The organism is Bacillus spizizenii TU-B-10 (genome assembly GCF_000227465.1).
In the GTDB taxonomy this organism is placed as follows: Bacteria; Bacillota; Bacilli; order Bacillales; family Bacillaceae; genus Bacillus; species Bacillus spizizenii.
In genome coordinates, this window is record NC_016047.1 from 107,553 (window position 1) to 130,758 (window position 23,206).

Here is a 23,206-nt window from a genome sequence, read left to right on the forward strand (position 1 = left end):
AGATGGAAAAAGAGAAAAAAGGGGCGAAACAAGAGTTAGACTTGTCATCTATATTGCAGTTTGTTGCTCCGGGTACACCGCTCAGAGCAGGGATGGAAAACGTCTTGAGAGCAAATACAGGCGGTCTGATTGTTGTTGGATATAATGATAAAGTAAAAGAAGTGGTGGACGGCGGCTTTCACATAAACACGGCTTTTTCTCCGGCTCATTTATATGAGCTGGCTAAAATGGATGGAGCGATCATTTTAAGTGATTCAGGTCAAAAGATCCTCTACGCCAATACTCAGCTGATGCCAGATGCCACAATTTCTTCGTCAGAAACAGGAATGCGGCACCGTACTGCCGAAAGAGTAGCTAAGCAAACTGGCTGCCTCGTGATCGCTATTTCTGAAAGAAGAAATGTTATAACGTTATATCAGGAAAACATGAAGTATACACTAAAAGACATAGGATTTATTTTAACCAAAGCGAACCAAGCTATACAAACACTTGAAAAATATAAGACAATCCTCGACAAAACGATTAACGCACTGAATGCATTAGAGTTTGAGGAGCTTGTTACCTTCAGTGATGTCTTGTCTGTCATGCATCGTTATGAAATGGTGCTGAGAATCAAAAACGAAATCAACATGTATATCAAAGAGCTGGGGACAGAAGGACATCTGATTAAGCTGCAAGTCATTGAATTGATTACGGATATGGAAGAAGAGGCTGCTTTATTTATTAAGGATTATGTGAAAGAAAAGATTAAAGATCCGTTTGTTCTCTTGAAAGAGCTGCAGGATATGTCCAGTTATGATCTGCTGGATGATTCCATTGTGTATAAGCTGCTCGGTTATCCGGCTTCTACAAATCTTGACGATTATGTATTGCCTAGAGGATACAGGCTGTTAAATAAGATACCGCGTCTTCCGATGCCGATTGTTGAAAATGTTGTAGAAGCATTTGGAGTCCTACCAAGGATTATTGAGGCGAGTGCAGAAGAATTAGATGAAGTTGAGGGAATCGGTGAAGTACGAGCCCAAAAAATCAAAAAAGGATTAAAACGCCTGCAAGAGAAGCATTATTTAGACAGACAGCTGTGATTTCGGTTAAAACCTTATGAATACGGGTATATTAATGTTGGTTTTTGTTTATTCTGATATTCGTAGGATGCATAAAACTTTGTGAAATAAAATGTTAAAAAAGGAGGTGGGGGTATGTTAAAACGAATAGTTCAGGCGTTCTTCATTATCTTTGGCGGCGTTGTTGGTATATTTTTAATACCTGAATTGTTTGTACTGTTAAGTATACAGGACATACCTTTAATAACAAACGCATATACGTCTGCGGCAATAGGAGCAATTATCTTTTTTCTCATCAGTATATGGGGTACAGAATACGTTGTGAACTGGGTGAAGTGGATAGAGGATTCATTGTTAAAAGCGCCGGTTCCAGATTTGTTATTTGGAAGTCTTGGCCTGGTTTTTGGACTTATAATCGCTTATCTTATCGTAAATGTTATTCCTTTAGACAATATACCTTACCGCATATTCAGCACAATCATCCCTGTGTTTTTAGCGTTCTTCCTTGGTTATCTCGGTTTCCAGGTGGGCTTTAAGAAAAAGGATGAATTGATCAGCCTGTTTTCTATTTCCGCCAGAATGCAAAAGAAAAAAGGAACAGCCGATGAAGAACATGAGGTTCAGGACAAGAAGCTGAAAATTTTGGACACAAGTGTTATTATTGATGGGAGAATAGCAGATATTTGTCAGACTGGGTTTTTAGAGGGAGTTATCGTGATTCCGCAGTTTGTCCTTGAGGAATTGCAGCATATTGCTGATTCTTCAGATGTTTTAAAACGAAACAGAGGACGACGCGGTCTCGATATCCTGAACCGCATTCAGAAAGAATTAGACATTGAAGTTGAAATTTATGAAGGCGACTTTGAAGATATTCAGGAGGTTGACAGCAAGCTCGTCAAACTCGCTAAGCTGACATCCGGGGTCGTCGTGACGAATGATTTTAATTTAAATAAAGTATGCGAGCTTCAGAAGGTAGCAGTACTAAACATTAATGACCTTGCCAATGCGGTCAAGCCTGTTGTGCTTCCTGGCGAGGAAATGAATGTTCAGGTCATTAAGGACGGGAAAGAGCATAATCAGGGAGTTGCCTACTTGGATGACGGTACGATGATTGTTGTTGAAGAAGGACGCAATTATATCGGCAAGCATATTGATGTACTCGTTACAAGTGTGCTGCAAACAGCAGCGGGACGAATGATTTTTGCTAAGCCCAAGCTGTTGGAGAAGGCGCTGTAAAGGGAGAAAAACAATGAGTTATGATGTGGTGATTCCTGCAGCCGGACAGGGAAAACGGATGAAGGCAGGGAGAAATAAGCTGTTCATTGAGCTGAAAGGAGACCCGGTGATCATTCACACGTTAAGAGTGTTTGACAGCCACCGGCCGTGCGAAAAAATCATTTTGGTGATTAATGAGCGCGAGCGGGAGCACTTTCAGCAATTGCTGGCCGATTATCCGTTTCAAACCGCTATTGAGCTTGTGGCTGGCGGAGATGAGCGTCAGCACAGTGTTTATAAAGGGCTGAAAGCCGTGAAACAAGAAAAGATAGTCCTTGTTCACGACGGCGCCCGGCCTTTTATAAAGCATGAACAAATTGACGAACTGATCGCTGAAGCGGAACAGACAGGAGCGGCCATCCTCGCTGTCCCGGTAAAAGATACGATTAAACGCGTTCAAGATTTACAAGTCAGTGAGACGATTGAACGTTCAAGCTTGTGGGCTGTCCAAACGCCACAAGCTTTTCGTCTTTCTTTATTGATGAAGGCCCACGCTGAGGCGGAGTATAAGGGATTTTTAGGGACGGATGACGCCAGCCTCGTTGAAGAGATGGAAGGCGGTTCGGTCCGCGTTGTAGAAGGCAGCTATACAAATATTAAGCTGACGACGCCAGACGATTTAACGTCAGCTGAAGCTATCATGGAATCAGAAAGTAGGAATAATCATGTTTAGAATTGGACAAGGATTTGATGTGCATCAATTAGTGGAGGGGCGCCCTCTTATTATTGGCGGAATTGAAATCCCGTATGAAAAAGGGCTGCTCGGCCATTCTGATGCAGACGTATTGTTGCATACCGTCGCTGACGCCTGCCTCGGAGCTATTGGAGAAGGCGACATCGGCAAGCATTTTCCTGATACTGATCCCGAGTTCAAGGACGCAGATTCTTTCAAATTACTTCAGCATGTCTGGGGGATCGTGAAACAGAAGGGGTATGTTCTTGGAAACATTGACTGCACCATCATTGCACAGAAGCCAAAGATGCTGCCGTACATAGAAGATATGAGACAAAGAATCGCTGAAGGGCTTGAGGCGGACGTTTCTCAAGTAAATGTAAAAGCAACAACAACAGAAAAGCTTGGATTTACAGGCCGAGCGGAAGGAATAGCGGCTCAAGCGACAGTACTGATACAAAAAGGCTAACTTGCTTTGATGCTGGGTCTATTTGGTGGTAGAATAGATTCATACATTTTTGCCTGAGGCCATACATGACATGAAAGGAAGTATTTGAAAATGGGAAACGAAGTACGCGTCCGTTATGCACCGAGTCCAACCGGACATTTGCATATTGGAAATGCCAGAACGGCGCTTTTTAATTATTTATTTGCCCGCAATCAAGGCGGTAAGTTTATTATTCGTGTTGAGGACACTGATAAAAAGCGCAATATTGAGGGCGGAGAACAAAGCCAGCTGAATTATTTGAGATGGCTTGGTATTGACTGGGATGAGAGTGTGGATGTCGGCGGTGAGTACGGCCCATACCGTCAGTCAGAGCGTAACGATATCTATAAAGTGTACTATGAAGAGCTTCTTGAAAAAGGGCTTGCTTATAAATGTTACTGTACGGAAGAAGAGCTTGAAAAAGAGCGTGAAGAACAGATAGCCCGCGGAGAAATGCCGCGTTATTCCGGAAAACACAGAAATCTGTCTCAGGAAGAACAGGAAAAATTTATTGCTGAAGGCAGAAAGCCAAGTATTCGTTTCCGCGTGCCGGAAGGAAAAGTCATTGCCTTCAACGATATCGTAAAAGGCGAAATTTCTTTCGAATCAGATGGCATTGGCGACTTTGTTATTGTGAAAAAGGACGGAACGCCGACTTACAACTTCGCAGTAGCTATTGATGACTATTTAATGAAAATGACACACGTGCTGCGCGGTGAGGATCATATTTCTAACACACCGAAACAGATTATGATTTATCAAGCATTCGGATGGGATATTCCTCAGTTCGGACACATGACGCTGATCGTAAATGAAAGCCGTAAAAAGCTCAGCAAACGCGATGAGTCCATTATTCAATTCATCGAGCAGTATAAAGAGCTTGGCTACTTGCCGGAAGCGCTGTTCAACTTTATCGGCCTGCTTGGCTGGTCACCGGTTGGGGAAGAAGAGCTATTCACAAAAGAACAGTTTATTGACATTTTTGATGTAAACCGTTTATCTAAATCACCAGCTTTGTTTGATATGCATAAGCTAAAATGGGTTAACAATCAATACGTGAAGAAGCTGGATCTTGATCAGGTTATTGAACTGACGCTTCCGCATTTGCAAAAAGCTGGCAAAGTTGGCACTGAGCTTTCTGCTGAAGAACAAGAATGGGTTCGTAAACTGATTTCCCTGTATCATGAGCAATTAAGCTACGGTGCGGAAATTGTTGAGTTGACTGATTTGTTCTTTACGGATGAGATCGAGTATAATCAAGAAGCAAAAGCTGTTCTGGAAGAGGAACAGGTTCCTGAAGTGCTCAGCACATTCGCTGCGAAGCTTGAAGAGCTTGAGGAGTTCACTCCGGATAACATTAAAGCATCAATCAAAGCAGTGCAGAAAGAAACTGGCCATAAAGGGAAAAAACTGTTTATGCCGATCCGTGTTGCCGTAACAGGGCAAACTCACGGTCCGGAACTGCCGCAATCAATTGAATTGATCGGTAAAGAAACTGCAATTCAGCGTTTGAAAAATATCTAAATAAATGATTGTTGACAGGGAAGAGTATAAAGCTTTAGGCCTTTACAGAAAGGATCTTCATTGGCTGAGAGAGATCCATGAGCCGGGTTTTAGAAGTGCGCCCTTAAGACCTTTGAAGAACATTTTTCGAAATCAGTATTCAAAGGCGGCCGCCGCCGTTACAGGCTGAAGTTGGGAGAGCAGAAGTCTGCTTTTCAAACAGAGTGGAACCGCGCGGTTAAAGCGTCTCTGTCATGTTTTCATGCAGAGGCGCTTTTTTTATTGGGTGAAGAGGAAATCAGATAGAGAAGTGGGGGGAAGCATGTGTTTTTTAGAATGCTCAAAGAAGACATTGATACAGTGTTCGATCAAGATCCTGCAGCAAGAAGCTATTTTGAAGTGATTTTAACTTATTCCGGTTTACATGCTATATGGGCGCATCGGATTGCACATGCTTTATATAAACGAAAATTTTATTTCCTTGCACGCCTTATATCTCAGGTAAGCCGATTTTTTACCGGGATCGAAATCCACCCCGGCGCTACTATCGGGAGAAGATTTTTCATAGACCACGGTATGGGGGTTGTCATTGGGGAGACATGTGAAATCGGCAATAACGTAACCGTTTTTCAGGGGGTTACCCTCGGGGGAACGGGGAAAGAAAAGGGAAAAAGGCACCCAACGATTAAAGATGACGCATTGATAGCCACAGGTGCTAAAGTGCTCGGTTCAATTACTGTCGGTGAAGGCTCAAAGATTGGAGCTGGTTCAGTCGTGCTGCACGATGTTCCTGATTTTTCAACAGTTGTCGGCATCCCTGGACGGGTCGTTGTACAAAATGGCAAGAAAGTAAGACGCGATTTAAACCATCAGGATTTGCCCGATCCGGTTGCTGATCGCTTTAAGTCTTTGGAACACCAGATTTTAGAGCTGAAGGCAGAACTTGAAGACAGAAAAGAAAGGATCAATCAAAAATGACAATCACTCTTTATAATACATTGACTAGACAGAAGGAAACATTCGTTCCTCTTGAAGAGGGAAAAGTGAAAATGTACGTGTGCGGACCGACGGTTTACAATTACATTCACATCGGAAACGCTCGTCCGGCTATCGTATACGATACGGTTCGAAACTATCTGGAGTATAAAGGCTATGATGTGCAGTATGTCTCTAACTTTACAGACGTAGACGATAAATTAATTAAAGCGGCAAATGAACTCGGTGAGGACGTACCTACCATTTCAGAGCGTTTTATTAAAGCATACTTTGAAGATGTAGGTGCGCTCGGCTGCCGAAAAGCCGACCTTCATCCGCGAGTGATGGAAAACATGGATGCGATTATCGAATTCGTAGATCAGCTCGTGAAAAAGGGATACGCTTATGAATCAGAAGGTGACGTTTATTTCAAAACAAGAGCATTTGAAGGATACGGAAAGCTTTCTCAGCAATCTATTGATGAACTGAGATCAGGTGCACGCATCCGGGTCGGCGAGAAAAAAGAAGATGCTCTTGATTTCGCGCTGTGGAAAGCGGCGAAAGAAGGAGAAATCTCTTGGGATAGCCCTTGGGGAAAAGGCCGTCCGGGCTGGCACATTGAATGCTCAGCGATGGTGAAAAAGTATCTGGGTGACCAGATTGATATCCATGCGGGCGGACAGGATTTAACATTCCCTCACCATGAAAACGAAATTGCGCAATCTGAGGCACTGACAGGAAAAACGTTTGCGAAGTACTGGCTCCATAATGGCTATATCAATATTGATAATGAAAAAATGTCAAAATCACTGGGCAACTTTGTGCTTGTGCATGACATCATTAAACAGCATGATCCGCAGCTTTTGAGATTCTTTATGCTATCTGTTCATTATCGCCACCCGATTAACTATTCAGAAGAGCTTCTGGAGAATACGAAAAGCGCATTTAATCGTTTGAAAACAGCGTACAGCAACCTTCAGCACCGTCTGAACAGCAGTACGAATTTAACGGAAGATGACGATCAATGGCTTGAGAAAGTTGAAGAACACCGCAAAGCATTCGAAGAGGCGATGGACGATGATTTTAATACGGCGAATGCCATCTCTGTCTTGTTCGACTTAGCGAAGCATGCCAATTATTATCTTCAGAAAGATCATACGGCTGATCATGTGATTACGGCGTTTATCGGCATGTTTGACCGCATTGTATCTGTCCTCGGTTTTTCATTGGGCGAGCAGGAACTTCTCGATCAAGAGATTGAAGACTTAATCGAAAAAAGAAATGAAGCGCGCCGAAATCGCGATTTTGCACTGTCAGATCAGATCCGCGACCAGCTGAAAAGCATGAATATCATTCTTGAAGATACGGCTCAAGGCACTCGCTGGAAACGGGGAGAATAACGGATGCTTGATTTTGAAACGATAAAAGATTCAAAGCAGCTTAACGGTCTTGCGCTTGCTTATATAGGTGATGCCATTTTTGAAGTGTATGTAAGGCATCACCTGCTTAAGCAGGGTTTTACCAAACCAAATGATCTTCATAAGAAATCAAGCCGGATCGTGTCGGCAAAGTCACAGGCTGAGATCCTATTCTTTCTGCAGGATCAATCATTTTTTACGGAAGAAGAGGAAGCGGTGCTGAAAAGAGGCAGAAATGCGAAGTCGGGAACGACACCTAAAAATACAGATGTTCAGACATACCGCTATAGTACAGCATTTGAAGCGCTGCTTGGCTATCTTTTTCTAGAGAAAAAAGAGGAAAGACTTAGTCAGCTCGTTGCCGAAGCTATACAATTCGGAACGTCAGGGAGGAAAACAAATGAGTCAGCAACATGATTACGTCATAGGGAAAAATGCAGTGATCGAGACGTTAAAATCAGATCGTAAGCTGTATAAGCTGTGGATGGCGGAAAACACCGTAAAGGGACAAGCACAGCAGGTGATTGAGCTTGCGAAAAAGCAGGGAATCACGATTCAATATGTCCCGAGAAAAAAACTCGATCAAATGGTGACAGGGCAGCATCAAGGCGTAGTGGCACAGGTTGCAGCGTATGAATATGCAGAACTGGACGATTTATATAAAGCAGCCGAAGAAAGAAATGAACAGCCTTTCTTCCTCATTCTGGACGAGCTTGAAGACCCTCATAATCTCGGTTCCATTATGAGAACGGCTGATGCGGTCGGCGCCCATGGCATCGTGATTCCAAAGCGGAGAGCTGTCGGGCTGACAACAACAGTGGCTAAAGCTTCAACAGGGGCAATTGAGCACATTCCTGTAGCAAGAGTCACCAATTTGGCGCGGACGTTAGAAGAAATGAAAGAGCGGGGTATCTGGGTTGTCGGAACGGATGCATCCGCGCGTGAGGATTACCGCAACATGGACGGCAATATGCCTTTGGCTTTAGTCATTGGAAGTGAAGGAAAAGGGATGGGCCGCCTCGTTAAAGAAAAGTGTGATTTTCTCATTAAACTCCCGATGGCCGGGAAGGTAACTTCACTGAATGCATCTGTCGCGGCTGGTCTTTTGATGTATGAAGTCTACCGGAAACGAAACCCTCTGGGAGAATAAAGACCCATGGATATCCTGTTAGTAGACGGATACAACATGATTGGAGCCTGGCCGCAGCTGAAGGATTTAAAAGCGAACAGTTTTGAAGAGGCGAGAGACGTACTGATTCAGAAAATGGCGGAATATCAATCGTATACAGGAAACAGGGTTATTGTTGTTTTTGACGCACATCTCGTAAAAGGGCTTGAGAAAAAACAGACCAACCACAGAGTTGAAGTGATTTTTACGAAAGAAAATGAGACGGCTGATGAGCGGATAGAAAAGCTTGCTCAGGCTTTAAATAATATTGCGACTCAAATTCATGTTGCAACCTCTGACTATACTGAGCAGTGGGCGATTTTCGGACAGGGGGCATTGCGGAAATCGGCCCGGGAGCTTTTGAGAGAGGTAGAAGCGATTGAAAGGCGAATAGAGAGACGGGTAAGAAAAATCACTTCCGAAAAGCCGGCGGGTAAAATTGCTTTATCGGAAGAGGTTTTGAAAACGTTTGAAAAGTGGAGGCGGGGAGACTTAGATTAAGTTGACGCTTTTTTGCCCAATACTGTATAATATTTCTATCTACGTGCGCCGGGGGGATCGGAGTGAATCTACAGAACAACAAGGGAAAATTCAACAAAGAGCAGTTTTGCCAGTTGGAGGACGAGCAGGTCATTGAAAAGGTTCATGTTGGGGACAGTGATGCGTTAGATTACTTGATTACGAAGTACCGAAACTTTGTTCGGGCAAAAGCAAGATCCTATTTTTTAATAGGAGCGGACAGAGAAGATATTGTTCAGGAAGGTATGATAGGCCTCTATAAGTCTATTCGTGACTTCAAAGAGGACAAGCTTACCTCTTTCAAAGCTTTCGCAGAATTATGTATTACCCGCCAAATTATTACCGCAATAAAGACAGCTACTCGCCAGAAACACATTCCTTTGAATTCCTACGTCTCATTAGATAAACCGATTTTTGATGAAGAATCAGACCGAACGCTGCTTGATGTCATTTCAGGAGCGAAAACCTTAAACCCTGAGGAAATGATCATCAATCAGGAAGAATTTGATGACATTGAAATGAAAATGGGAGAACTATTAAGTGATTTAGAGAGAAAAGTACTCGTCTTATATCTTGACGGAAGAAGTTACCAAGAGATTTCCGATGAACTGAACCGGCATGTGAAATCGATCGACAATGCCCTTCAGCGTGTAAAACGTAAGCTGGAGAAGTACTTGGAAATTCGCGAAATCAGTTTGTAATAGGGATTTATGTTATATTGACAGTATTTTTCTGACTGTGATATGTTACTAAAGATAAGAACAAATGTCTATTTAGAAAAAGGTGTAATGACATGAGAAAAAAGATTACGCTAGCATGCAAGACATGCGGAAACCGTAATTATACGACAATGAAGAGCTCTGCATCAGCGGCTGAGCGATTAGAAGTAAAGAAATACTGCAGTACTTGCAATTCACATACAGCTCATCTTGAAACAAAATAGTTTTTGCGCTTTTAAATTGTGGAGGTCTTTTACATGCGTATTATGAGATTCTTTAAAGATGTTGGGAAAGAAATGAAAAAGGTAAGCTGGCCTAAAGGAAAAGAGTTAACGCGTTATACCATTACGGTGATTTCAACAGTTATCTTTTTTATTATCTTTTTTGCCCTCCTTGACACAGGAATTTCTCAATTAATTCGTTTAATAGTTGAATAATGATCAGCAATACGTGCTATAATAGATCATAATATCACTTGCCAAAACCCGTTCAGCGGGTTTTTTATTGTGGCTTAAAATGAAAGTTATCATAGGTTTGCCGCCTATTTTTTGAAGCGTTATGGTCATTCACTAAAAACCAAATGCGGGGAGGGAAGGACTGGAGAGTCCTGAAGAGAATGGAAAAGAATTGGTATGTTGTTCACACGTACTCTGGTTATGAGAATAAAGTAAAAGCTAACTTGGAAAAACGTGTTGAATCAATGGGGATGCAGGATAAAATTTTCCGTGTAGTCGTACCTGAAGAAGAAGAAACGGATATCAAAAACGGCAAGAAAAAAGTCGTGAAAAAGAAAGTATTCCCTGGTTATGTGCTTGTTGAAATTGTAATGACAGACGACTCTTGGTATGTTGTCCGCAACACGCCAGGCGTTACTGGATTCGTAGGATCTGCCGGCTCTGGCTCAAAACCGACGCCGCTGCTTCCGGGCGAAGCGGAAACCATTCTGAAGAGAATGGGCATGGACGAACGCAAAACGGACATTGACTTTGAACTGAAAGAGACAGTGAAAGTGATAGACGGACCTTTTGCCAACTTTACTGGATCAATTGAAGAGATTGATTATGATAAAAGCAAGGTCAAAGTTTTCGTTAATATGTTCGGCCGTGAAACGCCGGTTGAGCTGGAATTTACCCAAATCGATAAATTGTAATGTGAAAAAACTTGAAATTGCTATATATAAATGATAATATAGCAAAGGTACGTCTTGGACTTATCCAAGGCAACTAGCTTGATATTTCGTCATTCATATAAAGAATGAAACCTTGAGTGGGAGGGTTTACCCTATTACCACATCACGGACTTAAGGAGGTGTGTCTCGTGGCTAAAAAAGTAGTAAAAGTTGTAAAATTGCAAATTCCTGCTGGAAAAGCTAACCCAGCACCACCAGTTGGACCTGCACTTGGTCAAGCCGGTGTTAACATCATGGGATTCTGTAAGGAGTTTAACGCTCGTACAGCTGACCAAGCTGGTTTAATCATTCCTGTTGAAATTTCGGTTTACGAAGACCGTTCATTTACATTTATTACAAAAACTCCGCCTGCTGCAGTATTGCTTAAAAAAGCAGCTGGAATTGAGTCTGGTTCTGGTGAACCAAACCGTAATAAAGTGGCAACTGTTAAGCGCGATAAAGTACGCGAAATCGCTGAAACGAAAATGCCTGACTTAAACGCAGCAGACGTTGAAGCGGCAATGCGCATGGTTGAAGGTACTGCCCGCAGTATGGGTATTGTAATCGAGGATTAATTTGTTTCTTGTCGGGTTGCGAGTTTTAACAAGTTCGCAACCCTTATTCGTGGGAGGTTATTCCGCTATAACCACATAAGGAGGAAATTTTAAAATGGCTAAAAAAGGTAAAAAGTACGTTGAAGCTGCTAAGCTTGTAGATCGTTCAAAAGCTTACGACGTTTCTGAAGCAGTAGCTCTCGTTAAAAAAACAAACACAGCTAAATTCGACGCTACAGTTGAAGTGGCTTTCCGTCTAGGGGTTGACCCTCGTAAAAACGACCAGCAAATCCGTGGAGCAGTCGTGCTTCCAAACGGAACTGGTAAAACTCAGCGCGTTCTCGTTTTCGCAAAAGGCGAAAAAGCGAAAGAAGCTGAAGCTGCTGGTGCAGATTTCGTTGGCGATACTGACTACATCAACAAAATTCAACAAGGCTGGTTCGATTTCGATGTAATCGTAGCTACACCTGACATGATGGGTGAAGTTGGTAAAATCGGTCGTGTACTTGGACCAAAAGGTTTAATGCCAAACCCTAAAACTGGTACAGTTACTTTCGAAGTTGAAAAAGCTATCGGCGAAATCAAAGCTGGTAAAGTTGAATACCGTGTTGATAAAGCTGGAAACATTCATGTTCCTATCGGTAAAGTTTCTTTCGAGGATGAAAAACTTGTTGAGAACTTCACAACAATGTACGATACAATCCTGAAAGCTAAACCTGCTGCAGCAAAAGGCGTTTACGTGAAAAACGTTGCTGTAACTTCTACTATGGGACCTGGTGTCAAAGTAGACTCTTCAACTTTTAACGTAAAATAATATTGACACGACATCAACATTCTGATATGATTCAAAATGTTGTAAAATAGAATATCATTTATACCGTAGACAGTAGGGGCTTAACCGCTTAATGATCCTACCGAGGTGTATATTATCACAGCTATTACGTTACGTATGCTTGTATATACAGCCTCCATGTCTCATGGAGGCTTTTTATATGGAATCCGTCGTCTCAGTCGTGATCACCTAACGGTATAAGTGTTACACAAGAATCTACAGGAGGTGTAACCATGAGCAGCGCAATTGAAACAAAAAAAGTTGTTGTTGAAGAAATTGCTTCTAAACTGAAAGAAAGTAAATCAACGATCATCGTTGACTATCGCGGACTTAACGTTTCTGAAGTAACAGAACTTCGTAAACAGCTTCGCGAAGCTAACGTTGAGTTCAAAGTTTACAAAAATACGATGACTCGCCGTGCGGTTGAACAAGCTGAGCTTAATGGTTTGAATGATTTCTTAACTGGACCGAACGCGATCGCATTCAGCACTGAAGATGCTGTCGCTCCGGCTAAAGTTCTTAATGAGTTCGCTAAAAACCACGAAGCTCTTGAAATCAAAGCTGGCGTTATCGAAGGTAAAGTTTCTACTGTTGAAGAAGTGAAAGCTCTTGCTGAACTTCCATCACGCGAAGGCTTGCTTTCTATGTTGCTTAGCGTACTTCAAGCTCCAGTTCGCAACTTTGCTCTTGCTGCAAAAGCTGTGGCAGAACAAAAGGAAGAACAAGGCGCTTAATCTAATCAGTTTTTCATAAATTAAAACAAAATGGAGGAATTACAAATGGCTTTAAATATCGAAGAAATCATTGCTTCCGTTAAAGAAGCAACTGTACTTGAATTGAACGACCTAGTAAAAGCAATCGAAGAAGAATTTGGCGTAACTGCTGCTGCTCCTGTAGCTGTAGCTGGCGGAGCTGCTGCAGGCGGAGCTGCTGAAGAGCAAAGCGAATTCGACCTTATCCTTGCTGGTGCAGGTTCTCAAAAAATCAAAGTTATCAAAGTTGTACGTGAAATCACTGGTCTTGGCTTGAAAGAAGCTAAAGAACTTGTTGACAACACTCCAAAACCACTTAAAGAAGGTATTGCTAAAGAAGAAGCTGAAGAGCTTAAAGCTAAACTTGAAGAAGTTGGCGCTTCTGTAGAAGTTAAGTAATCTTCACTTACCTGTAGGGGAAGCTCGCTTTTATGAGGCGAGCTTTTTCTTTGCCATTCTTTAAGACATGACAAAAGGAGGTTCTAATAATGAGTGAGCACTATTATTCAGAAAAACCTTCAGTAAAAAGCAACAAGCAAACCTGGTCTTTTAGGCTTCGTAAGAAAGATTTCACGTTTACAAGCGACAGCGGGGTTTTTTCTAAAAAGGAAGTTGATTTCGGATCCCGTCTGCTGATTGATTCTTTTGAAGAGCCAGAAGTTGAGGGCAGCATTCTGGATGTAGGCTGCGGGTATGGCCCGATTGGTCTATCACTGGCCAGCGACTTTAAAGACCGGACCATCCACATGATTGACGTTAATGAGAGAGCTGTAGAGCTATCAAATGAAAATGCGGAACAAAACGGAATAACAAACGTTAAGATTTATCAGAGTGATATGTTTTCAAACGTTGATTCTGCCCAAACATTTGCTTCTATTCTTACAAATCCCCCAATCCGAGCCGGAAAAAAAGTTGTCCATGCTATCTTTGAGAAAAGCGCTGAACACTTAAAAGCTTCAGGTGAGTTGTGGATCGTCATACAGAAAAAGCAAGGCGCGCCTTCTGCCATTGAAAAGCTCGAGGAACTGTTCGCTGAAGTTTCTGTCGTTCAAAAAAAGAAAGGCTATTATATCATAAAAGCAAAAAAAGTTTGACTCAGTATTTTAGCTATGTTAATATTATAAAATGCCAATGTATATATTTTGCTTGATATGATGAATTGTCAATATCTATGTATAAATTATACAAGTATGGAAATGCTAATAAAATCGGTATTTGTTTTTGGATGTGGTTTTCTTAATTAGAAACCCTTTTTTCTTTTGTCTTGTAAAAGTATTTTCTTTCTATGAAAAGAAATGCTTATTACACATATAATACGCATGATTTGAGGGGTGAATCAGTTGACAGGTCAACTAGTTCAGTATGGACGACACCGCCAGCGCAGAAGCTATGCTCGCATTAGCGAAGTGTTAGAATTACCAAATCTCATTGAAATTCAAACCTCTTCTTATCAGTGGTTTCTTGATGAGGGTCTTAGAGAGATGTTTCAAGACATATCGCCAATTGAGGATTTCACTGGTAACCTCTCTCTTGAGTTCATTGATTATAGTTTAGGTGATCCTAAATATCCTGTAGAGGAATCAAAAGAACGTGATGTGACTTACTCAGCTCCGCTAAGAGTGAAGGTTCGTTTAATTAACAAAGAAACTGGAGAGGTAAAAGACCAAGATGTCTTCATGGGTGATTTCCCGATTATGACAGATACAGGTACTTTTATCATTAATGGTGCGGAACGCGTTATCGTTTCCCAGCTTGTTCGGTCTCCAAGTGTATATTTCAGTGGTAAAGTAGACAAGAACGGTAAAAAAGGTTTTACCGCAACTGTCATTCCAAACCGTGGCGCATGGTTAGAATACGAAACTGATGCGAAAGATGTTGTTTATGTCCGCATTGATCGCACACGTAAGTTGCCGGTTACGGTTCTTTTGCGTGCTCTCGGCTTCGGTTCCGATCAAGAGATTCTTGATCTCGTAGGAGAGAACGAATACCTGCGAAATACGCTTGATAAAGATAACACGGAAAACAGCGACAAAGCGCTGCTTGAAATTTACGAACGTCTCCGTCCTGGAGAGCCGCCTACAGTAGAAAATGCGAAAAGCTTGCTTGATTCTCGTTTCTTTGATCCGAAACGATACGATCTTGCCAATGTAGGACGCTATAAAATTAATAAAAAACTTCATATTAAGAATCGCCTCTTTAATCAGAGACTTGCTGAAACGCTTGTGGACCCTGAAACAGGAGAAATCCTGGCTGAAAAAGGTCAGATTCTTGATAGAAGAACACTAGATAAAGTACTGCCATACTTAGAAAACGGAATCGGTTTCAGAAAGCTGTATCCGAATGGCGGTGTTGTTGAAGATGAAGTAACTCTTCAATCGATTAAAATCTTTGCTCCGACTGATCAAGAAGGAGAACAGGTTATTAATGTAATCGGCAATGCTTACATTGAAGAAGAGATTAAAAACATTACGCCTGCTGATATTATTTCTTCCATCAGCTACTTCTTCAACTTGCTGCACGGAGTAGGCGACACAGATGATATCGATCATCTTGGAAACCGCCGTTTGCGTTCTGTAGGTGAGCTTCTCCAAAACCAATTCCGTATCGGTTTAAGCCGTATGGAGCGTGTGGTTCGTGAGAGAATGTCAATTCAAGATACGAATACAATTACACCTCAGCAGCTGATCAATATTCGTCCTGTTATTGCGTCCATTAAAGAGTTCTTTGGAAGCTCTCAGCTTTCTCAATTCATGGACCAGACGAACCCGCTTGCTGAATTAACGCATAAGCGCCGTCTGTCAGCATTAGGACCGGGCGGATTGACACGTGAGCGTGCCGGAATGGAAGTACGTGACGTTCACTACTCCCACTATGGCCGTATGTGTCCGATTGAAACACCTGAGGGTCCGAATATCGGTTTGATCAACTCACTTTCATCATATGCAAAAGTAAACCGTTTTGGCTTTATCGAAACGCCATATCGCCGCGTTGATCCTGAAACAGGGAAGGTAACGGGCAGAATCGATTACTTAACTGCTGATGAAGAGGATAACTATGTTGTCGCTCAAGCGAACGCTCGTCTTGATGACGAAGGCGCATTTATTGATGACAGCATCGTAGCCCGTTTCCGCGGGGAGAACACCGTTGTTTCCAGAAACCGTGTAGACTACATGGATGTATCGCCTAAGCAGGTTGTTTCTGCTGCGACAGCATGTATCCCGTTCCTAGAAAACGATGACTCCAACCGTGCCCTCATGGGAGCGAACATGCAGCGTCAGGCTGTGCCTTTGATGCAGCCGGAAGCGCCATTCGTTGGAACTGGTATGGAATACGTATCAGGTAAAGACTCTGGTGCCGCTGTTATTTGTAAACACCCTGGTATCGTTGAACGCGTAGAAGCGAAAAACGTATGGGTTCGCCGTTATGAAGAAGTCGACGGTCAAAAAGTAAAAGGAAACCTGGATAAATACAGCCTGCTGAAATTTGTCCGCTCTAACCAAGGTACGTGCTACAACCAGCGTCCGATCGTAAGTGTCGGCGATGAAGTGGTAAAAGGAGAAATCCTTGCTGACGGTCCTTCTATGGAGCTTGGTGAACTTGCACTTGGCCGTAACGTAATGGTCGGCTTCATGACATGGGATGGCTACAACTATGAGGATGCCATCATCATGAGTGAACGCCTTGTGAAGGATGATGTTTATACATCTATCCACATCGAAGAATATGAATCAGAAGCACGTGATACGAAACTTGGACCTGAAGAAATCACTCGCGATATTCCAAACGTCGGTGAAGATGCGCTTCGCAATCTTGATGACCGCGGAATCATCCGTATTGGGGCAGAAGTAAAAGACGGAGATCTTCTTGTTGGTAAAGTAACGCCTAAAGGCGTAACTGAACTGACTGCTGAAGAACGCCTGCTTCACGCCATCTTTGGTGAAAAAGCCCGCGAGGTTCGTGATACTTCACTTCGTGTGCCTCACGGCGGCGGTGGAATTATCCATGACGTTAAAGTCTTCAACCGTGAAGATGGAGACGAACTTCCTCCAGGTGTTAACCAGTTGGTACGCGTATATATCGTTCAGAAACGTAAGATTTCTGAAGGGGATAAAATGGCCGGTCGTCACGGTAACAAAGGTGTTATCTCTAAGATTCTTCCTGAAGAGGATATGCCTTACCTTCCTGACGGCACACCAATTGATATCATGCTTAACCCGCTGGGCGTACCATCACGTATGAACATCGGGCAGGTATTGGAGCTTCATATGGGTATGGCCGCTCGTTACCTCGGCATTCACATTGCATCTCCTGTATTTGATGGAGCGCGAGAAGAGGATGTTTGGGAAACGCTTGAAGAAGCCGGCATGTCTCGTGACGCCAAAACTGTGCTTTACGACGGACGTACTGGAGAGCCATTTGATAACCGCGTATCTGTCGGTATCATGTACATGATCAAACTGGCTCACATGGTTGACGATAAACTTCATGCACGTTCTACAGGTCCTTACTCACTTGTTACGCAGCAGCCTCTTGGCGGTAAAGCGCAATTTGGAGGGCAGCGTTTCGGTGAGATGGAGGTATGGGCACTTGAAGCTTACGGTGCGGCTTACACTCTTCAAGAAATTCTGACTGTGAAGTCTGATGACGTGGTTGGACGTGTGAAAACATACGAAGCCATCGTTAAAGGCGACAATGTTCCTGAACCGGGTGTTCCGGAATCATTCAAAGTATTAATCAAAGAACTTCAAAGCTTAGGTATGGATGTCAAAATCCTTTCTGGTGATGAAGAAGAAATAGAAATGAGAGATTTAGAAGACGAAGAAGATGCGAAACAAGCTGACGGCCTGGCATTATCAGGTGATGAAGAGCCGCAAGAAACAGCATCTGCAGACGTTGAACGAGATGTAGTAACGAAAGAATAATCTCTAGTTATAAAGGCAAGTGACATCGGTTTAATCCGAAGATAAAAAGGGAGGTAGGCCCCTTGCTAGATGTGAACAATTTTGAGTATATGAACATCGGTCTTGCTTCACCGGATAAAATCCGTTCATGGTCTTTTGGTGAAGTGAAAAAGCCTGAAACGATAAACTATCGTACGTTAAAACCTGAAAAGGACGGTCTATTCTGCGAACGCATTTTCGGACCGACTAAGGACTGGGAATGTCATTGCGGGAAGTACAAGCGAGTTCGTTATAAAGGCGTAGTTTGTGACCGCTGCGGAGTCGAAGTAACACGGGCAAAAGTCCGTCGTGAGAGAATGGGGCACATTGAACTGGCTGCCCCAGTTTCCCACATTTGGTATTTCAAAGGTATTCCAAGCCGTATGGGTCTTGTGCTGGATATGTCACCTCGTGCTTTAGAAGAAGTCATTTACTTTGCTTCTTACGTTGTAACTGATCCGGCAAACACACCGCTTGAAAAGAAACAGCTTCTGTCTGAAAAAGAATACCGTGCTTATCTTGATAAATACGGTAATAAGTTCCAAGCGTCTATGGGTGCAGAAGCGATTCATAAACTTCTTCAAGATATCGATCTTGTAAAAGAAGTTGATATGTTAAAAGAAGAGCTAAAAACTTCACAAGGACAGCGCCGTACTCGTGCGATCAAACGTCTTGAAGTTTTAGAAGCCTTCCGTAACTCAGGAAACAAGCCTTCTTGGATGATCCTTGATGTGCTTCCTGTTATTCCTCCTGAGCTTAGACCGATGGTTCAGCTAGATGGCGGACGTTTTGCGACTTCTGATTTGAATGATCTTTATCGTCGTGTCATCAACCGTAACAATCGTTTGAAACGCCTTTTGGACCTTGGTGCGCCTAGCATCATTGTTCAAAACGAAAAGCGTATGCTCCAAGAGGCTGTCGATGCTTTAATTGACAACGGCCGCCGCGGACGTCCTGTAACAGGTCCTGGTAACAGACCGTTAAAATCTCTTTCTCACATGTTGAAAGGGAAGCAAGGCCGTTTCCGTCAAAACCTTCTTGGTAAACGTGTCGATTACTCCGGACGTTCTGTAATCGTTGTTGGTCCTCATTTGAAAATGTACCAATGCGGATTACCGAAGGAAATGGCGCTTGAACTTTTCAAACCTTTCGTTATGAAGGAGCTTGTTGAAAAAGGTCTTGCTCACAACATTAAGAGTGCGAAACGTAAAATTGAGCGCGTACAGCCTGAAGTATGGGATGTACTGGAATCAGTTATTAAGGAGCATCCGGTACTTCTGAACCGTGCCCCTACACTTCACAGATTAGGTATCCAAGCGTTTGAACCAACACTTGTTGAAGGACGCGCAATCCGTCTTCACCCGCTCGTATGTACAGCTTACAACGCTGACTTTGACGGTGACCAAATGGCGGTTCACGTACCATTATCTGCTGAAGCTCAAGCTGAAGCACGCATCTTGATGCTTGCTGCTCAAAACATCTTGAACCCTAAAGATGGTAAACCGGTTGTAACACCGTCTCAGGATATGGTACTGGGTAACTATTACCTGACACTTGAGCGTGCCGGTGCTGTCGGTGAAGGTATGGTCTTCAAGAATACAGACGAAGCGCTTCTTGCTTATCAAAACGGATATGTGCATCTTCATACGAGAGTAGCTGTTGCAGCTAACTCCCTTAAGAATGTGACATTTACCGAAGAACAGCGCTCAAAATTGTTAATTACAACTGTTGGTAAGCTTGTCTTCAATGAAATTCTTCCGGAATCATTCCCTTACATGAATGAACCAACGAAGAGCAACATTGAAGAGAAAACACCTGACCGTTTCTTCTTAGAAAAAGGTGCCGATGTAAAAGCTGTCATTGAACAGCAGCCAATCAATGCACCGTTTAAAAAAGGTATTCTGGGTAAAATCATCGCGGAAATCTTTAAACGATTCCATATCACGGAAACGTCTAAAATGCTTGACCGCATGAAAAACCTAGGTTTCAAATATTCAACAAAAGCTGGTATTACAGTTGGGGTTTCTGACATCGTCGTACTCGATGATAAACAAGAAATTCTTGAGGAAGCGCAAAGCAAAGTTGATAACGTCATGAAGCAATTCCGACGTGGTCTAATCACTGAAGAAGAACGCTATGAGAGAGTTATCTCTATCTGGAGTGCTGCAAAAGACGTTATCCAAGGCAAACTGATGAAATCACTTGATGAGCTCAACCCGATCTACATGATGAGTGACTCCGGTGCCCGTGGTAACGCGTCTAACTTTACGCAGCTTGCCGGAATGCGCGGCCTGATGGCCAACCCGGCTGGACGTATCATTGAATTACCGATCAAATCAAGTTTCCGTGAAGGTCTGACAGTATTGGAGTACTTTATCTCCACTCACGGTGCGCGTAAAGGTCTTGCCGATACCGCCCTTAAAACTGCTGATTCAGGTTACCTTACACGCCGTCTCGTTGACGTTGCGCAGGATGTTATCATCCGTGAAACTGATTGCGGAACTGACCGAGGCATCCTTGCTAAGCCTCTTAAAGAAGGAACTGAAACAATTGAGCGCTTAGAAGAACGCTTAATCGGCCGTTTTGCACGAAAACAAGTGAAGCACCCTGAAACAGGTGAAGTGCTTGTAAATGAAAACGAACTGATCGATGAAGATAAAGCACTGGAGATTGTAGAAGCCGGTATTGAAGAAGTGTGGATCCGTTCTGCCTTCACATGTAATACGCCTCATGGTGTATGTAAACGATGCTATGGCCGAAATCTTGCAACTGGCTCCGATGTTGAAGTCGGTGAAGCAGTCGGTATCATTGCTGCCCAATCAATCGGTGAGCCTGGTACACAGTTAACAATGCGTACATTCCATACAGGCGGGGTTGCCGGAGACGATATCACACAGGGTCTTCCGCGTATCCAAGAGCTTTTCGAAGCGCGTAATCCGAAAGGTCAGGCAACAATTACAGAAATCGACGGTACAGTCGTTGAGATCAATGAAGTTCGTGATAAGCAACAGGAAATTGTGGTTCAAGGCGCAGTGGAAACACGTTCTTATACGGCACCTTATAACTCCCGCCTGAAAGTAGCGGAAGGAGATAAAATTACTCGAGGCCAAGTACTGACAGAAGGTTCAATCGATCCGAAAGAGCTTCTTAAAGTGACTGACCTGACTACTGTTCAAGAGTATCTTCTCCATGAGGTTCAAAAGGTTTACCGTATGCAGGGTGTTGAAATCGGTGATAAACACGTAGAAGTAATGGTTCGCCAGATGCTTCGCAAAGTCCGCGTAATTGACGCCGGTGACACTGATGTACTTCCAGGTACATTGCTTGATATTCACCAATTTACTGAAGCGAACAAAAAGGTATTGCTTGAAGGCAATCGTCCTGCTACAGGCCGTCCTGTCTTGCTCGGTATTACAAAAGCATCTCTTGAAACTGATTCATTCTTATCTGCTGCTTCCTTCCAGGAAACAACACGTGTCCTTACAGACGCAGCGATCAAAGGTAAGCGTGATGAGCTTCTTGGCTTGAAAGAGAATGTTATCATCGGTAAGCTTGTTCCAGCTGGTACAGGTATGATGCAATACCGTAAAGTAAAACCAGTTTCAAATGTTCAGCCGACTGAAGACATGGTTCCGGTTGAATAACTGATTTAATGTTGCTGAAAGACTGCCCAAACAGTCTTTCAGCAATATTTAATAAAAAATCACTCTATGAGAAGAACAAAACTAAAAAATGTCATACCTTGTTGACATTCGTCTCCTAGAATGATAATATAACCAAGGTGCTCGAAATAAACCTGTTACTTTGGAGGATATGTTTATGTCTTATGATAAAGTATCACAGGCCAAATCAATTATTATTGGTACGAAGCAAACAGTGAAAGCTCTAAAACGAGGTTCAGTAAAGGAAGTAGTCGTTGCAAAAGACGCAGATCCGATACTCACGTCAAGTGTTGTTTCACTTGCGGAAGATCAAGGTATCTCTGTCTCAATGGTTGAATCCATGAAAAAGCTCGGCAAAGCCTGCGGAATTGAGGTAGGAGCAGCCGCTGTTGCCATTATTTTATAACGTACTTTTGTTTTTGCGTAAGAATTATTCTTGTGTGAAGACATTGTTTTTTGCCTTTTGATGAACCACCTGGGTATGTGGGTTATAAAACGTAATGAAGGGAGGAAAAATTCATGCCTACAATTAATCAGCTAATTCGCAAAGGACGCGTGAGTAAAGTAGAAAACTCAAAGTCTCCTGCACTTAACAAAGGATACAACAGCTTTAAAAAAGAGCACACTAACGTATCTTCTCCACAAAAACGCGGGGTATGTACTCGTGTTGGTACAATGACACCGAAAAAACCGAACTCAGCACTTCGTAAATATGCTCGTGTTCGTTTAACTAACGGAATCGAGGTTACTGCTTACATTCCTGGTATCGGTCACAACCTGCAAGAGCACAGTGTTGTACTTATCCGTGGCGGACGTGTAAAAGACTTACCAGGGGTACGTTACCACATCGTTCGTGGTGCGCTTGACACTGCTGGAGTTGAAAACCGTGCACAAGGCCGTTCTAAATACGGTACGAAAAAGCCTAAAGCAAAATAATAAACGAAAATACGCATAATTGATGAAGGGAGGATATTCAGATGCCACGTAAAGGTCCTGTAGCAAAAAGAGACGTTTTACCTGATCCGATTTACAACTCTAAGCTTGTATCTCGTCTAATTAACAAAATGATGATCGATGGTAAAAAAGGTAAGTCTCAAACAATCCTATACAAGTCATTCGATATCATTAAAGAACGTACTGGCAATGATGCAATGGAGGTTTTCGAACAAGCATTGAAAAACATCATGCCTGTACTTGAAGTAAAAGCACGCCGTGTAGGTGGTGCGAACTACCAAGTTCCTGTAGAAGTTCGTCCTGAACGTCGTACGACTCTTGGGCTTCGCTGGTTAGTAAACTACGCTCGTCTTCGCGGAGAAAAAACGATGGAAGAGCGTTTAGCTAACGAAATCCTTGACGCAGCTAACAACACTGGTGCTGCTGTTAAGAAACGTGAAGATACTCATAAGATGGCTGAAGCAAACAAAGCATTTGCTCACTATCGTTGGTAGGATTTATATACTAAAAAACACAATTTCCCAATAAGGAAGGAGAAATTAC

The 23,206-nt window shown here is 42.8% G+C and carries 24 protein-coding genes and 2 other annotated features; all 24 genes read left to right on the top strand.

Features of this window, described 5'->3' with window-relative positions; genetic code table 11:
• Positions 1 to 2 precede the first annotated feature (2 nt).
• The 24 genes from disA (at position 3) to rpsG (ending at position 23,157) form a co-directional block, all read left to right on the top strand.
• The gene (gene disA, locus GYO_RS22150; protein ID WP_014112331.1) at positions 3 to 1,085 is read left to right on the top strand and encodes a DNA integrity scanning diadenylate cyclase DisA; all 1,083 of its coding nucleotides are present in this window, start codon (positions 3 to 5) and stop codon (positions 1,083 to 1,085) included.
• Positions 1,086 to 1,199: 114 nt separating this feature from the next.
• A complete protein-coding gene (locus GYO_RS22155) occupies positions 1,200 to 2,300 on the top strand; it encodes a PIN/TRAM domain-containing protein (RefSeq protein WP_014112332.1) in 1,101 nt (366 codons plus the stop codon).
• 13 nt (positions 2,301 to 2,313) lie between these two features.
• A complete protein-coding gene (gene ispD / locus GYO_RS22160) occupies positions 2,314 to 3,012 on the top strand; it encodes a 2-C-methyl-D-erythritol 4-phosphate cytidylyltransferase (RefSeq protein ID WP_014112333.1) in 699 nt (232 codons plus the stop codon).
• Positions 3,005 to 3,481: a 2-C-methyl-D-erythritol 2,4-cyclodiphosphate synthase gene (gene ispF / locus GYO_RS22165; RefSeq protein WP_014112334.1), complete on the top strand. Its 477-nt coding sequence runs from the start codon at positions 3,005 to 3,007 to the stop codon at positions 3,479 to 3,481. Before ispD ends, ispF begins: the two co-directional genes overlap by 8 nt.
• Before the next feature lie 90 nt (positions 3,482 to 3,571).
• Entirely contained in the window at positions 3,572 to 5,023 is a 1,452-nt protein-coding gene (gene gltX / locus GYO_RS22170) for a glutamate--tRNA ligase (RefSeq protein ID WP_014112335.1), read from the top strand.
• Between the two features lie 2 nt (positions 5,024 to 5,025).
• Positions 5,026 to 5,256, top strand: a binding site (T-box leader).
• 70 nt (positions 5,257 to 5,326) lie between these two features.
• Positions 5,327 to 5,980 carry a serine O-acetyltransferase gene (gene cysE, locus GYO_RS22180; RefSeq protein WP_014112338.1) on the top strand — a complete coding sequence of 218 codons (654 nt, stop codon included), beginning with the start codon at positions 5,327 to 5,329 and terminating at the stop codon, positions 5,978 to 5,980.
• A complete protein-coding gene (gene cysS / locus GYO_RS22185; protein ID WP_014112339.1) occupies positions 5,977 to 7,377 on the top strand; it encodes a cysteine--tRNA ligase in 1,401 nt (466 codons plus the stop codon). Before cysE ends, cysS begins: the two co-directional genes overlap by 4 nt.
• Before the next feature lie 3 nt (positions 7,378 to 7,380).
• Entirely contained in the window at positions 7,381 to 7,812 is a 432-nt protein-coding gene (locus GYO_RS22190) for a mini-ribonuclease 3 (RefSeq protein WP_003242030.1), read from the top strand.
• On the top strand, positions 7,796 to 8,545 hold the full coding sequence (gene rlmB / locus GYO_RS22195) for a 23S rRNA (guanosine(2251)-2'-O)-methyltransferase RlmB (RefSeq protein ID WP_003225755.1): 750 nt from the start codon (positions 7,796 to 7,798) through the stop codon (positions 8,543 to 8,545). Before GYO_RS22190 ends, rlmB begins: the two co-directional genes overlap by 17 nt.
• Positions 8,546 to 8,551: 6 nt before the next feature.
• Positions 8,552 to 9,064, top strand: a complete 513-nt coding sequence (rae1, locus tag GYO_RS22200) for a ribosome-dependent mRNA decay endonuclease Rae1/YacP (RefSeq protein ID WP_003225756.1) — start codon at positions 8,552 to 8,554, stop codon at positions 9,062 to 9,064.
• Between the two features lie 62 nt (positions 9,065 to 9,126).
• The gene (gene sigH, locus GYO_RS22205) at positions 9,127 to 9,783 is read left to right on the top strand and encodes an RNA polymerase sporulation sigma factor SigH (RefSeq protein WP_003225758.1); all 657 of its coding nucleotides are present in this window, start codon (positions 9,127 to 9,129) and stop codon (positions 9,781 to 9,783) included.
• Positions 9,784 to 9,875: 92 nt separating this feature from the next.
• The gene (gene rpmG / locus GYO_RS22210; protein ID WP_003156421.1) at positions 9,876 to 10,025 is read left to right on the top strand and encodes a 50S ribosomal protein L33; all 150 of its coding nucleotides are present in this window, start codon (positions 9,876 to 9,878) and stop codon (positions 10,023 to 10,025) included.
• Between the two features lie 33 nt (positions 10,026 to 10,058).
• Positions 10,059 to 10,238 (top strand): preprotein translocase subunit SecE, encoded by a 180-nt coding sequence (secE, locus tag GYO_RS22215; RefSeq protein ID WP_010327716.1) that lies wholly within the window; start codon positions 10,059 to 10,061, stop codon positions 10,236 to 10,238.
• A 179-nt stretch (positions 10,239 to 10,417) separates the two neighbouring features.
• Positions 10,418 to 10,951, top strand: a complete 534-nt coding sequence (gene nusG, locus GYO_RS22220) for a transcription termination/antitermination protein NusG (RefSeq protein WP_003225764.1) — start codon at positions 10,418 to 10,420, stop codon at positions 10,949 to 10,951.
• Positions 10,952 to 11,118: 167 nt separating this feature from the next.
• Positions 11,119 to 11,544, top strand: coding sequence for a 50S ribosomal protein L11 (gene rplK / locus GYO_RS22225; protein WP_003156430.1), 426 nt, complete (start codon positions 11,119 to 11,121; stop codon positions 11,542 to 11,544).
• A 94-nt stretch (positions 11,545 to 11,638) separates the two neighbouring features.
• Complete coding sequence (rplA, locus tag GYO_RS22230; RefSeq protein ID WP_003235040.1) at positions 11,639 to 12,337, top strand: 50S ribosomal protein L1; 699 nt, start codon at positions 11,639 to 11,641, stop codon at positions 12,335 to 12,337.
• A gap of 45 nt (positions 12,338 to 12,382) precedes the next feature.
• Positions 12,383 to 12,523: a sequence feature (ribosomal protein L10 leader region), on the top strand.
• Between the two features lie 65 nt (positions 12,524 to 12,588).
• Positions 12,589 to 13,089 (top strand): 50S ribosomal protein L10, encoded by a 501-nt coding sequence (rplJ, locus tag GYO_RS22235; RefSeq protein ID WP_014112340.1) that lies wholly within the window; start codon positions 12,589 to 12,591, stop codon positions 13,087 to 13,089.
• Positions 13,090 to 13,134: 45 nt separating this feature from the next.
• On the top strand, positions 13,135 to 13,506 hold the full coding sequence (gene rplL, locus GYO_RS22240; RefSeq protein WP_003156436.1) for a 50S ribosomal protein L7/L12: 372 nt from the start codon (positions 13,135 to 13,137) through the stop codon (positions 13,504 to 13,506).
• Positions 13,507 to 13,595: 89 nt separating this feature from the next.
• Positions 13,596 to 14,201 carry a class I SAM-dependent methyltransferase gene (locus GYO_RS22245; protein ID WP_014112341.1) on the top strand — a complete coding sequence of 202 codons (606 nt, stop codon included), beginning with the start codon at positions 13,596 to 13,598 and terminating at the stop codon, positions 14,199 to 14,201.
• Between the two features lie 246 nt (positions 14,202 to 14,447).
• Positions 14,448 to 18,029, top strand: coding sequence for a DNA-directed RNA polymerase subunit beta (gene rpoB / locus GYO_RS22250; protein WP_014112342.1), 3,582 nt, complete (start codon positions 14,448 to 14,450; stop codon positions 18,027 to 18,029).
• Positions 18,030 to 18,091: 62 nt separating this feature from the next.
• A complete protein-coding gene (rpoC, locus tag GYO_RS22255) occupies positions 18,092 to 21,691 on the top strand; it encodes a DNA-directed RNA polymerase subunit beta' (protein WP_014112343.1) in 3,600 nt (1,199 codons plus the stop codon).
• A gap of 175 nt (positions 21,692 to 21,866) precedes the next feature.
• A complete protein-coding gene (locus GYO_RS22260) occupies positions 21,867 to 22,115 on the top strand; it encodes a 50S ribosomal protein L7ae-like protein (RefSeq protein ID WP_003225778.1) in 249 nt (82 codons plus the stop codon).
• A 113-nt stretch (positions 22,116 to 22,228) separates the two neighbouring features.
• Positions 22,229 to 22,645: a 30S ribosomal protein S12 gene (gene rpsL / locus GYO_RS22265; protein WP_003225781.1), complete on the top strand. Its 417-nt coding sequence runs from the start codon at positions 22,229 to 22,231 to the stop codon at positions 22,643 to 22,645.
• 41 nt (positions 22,646 to 22,686) lie between these two features.
• The gene (gene rpsG, locus GYO_RS22270; protein WP_003225784.1) at positions 22,687 to 23,157 is read left to right on the top strand and encodes a 30S ribosomal protein S7; all 471 of its coding nucleotides are present in this window, start codon (positions 22,687 to 22,689) and stop codon (positions 23,155 to 23,157) included.
• Positions 23,158 to 23,206 lie beyond the last annotated feature (49 nt).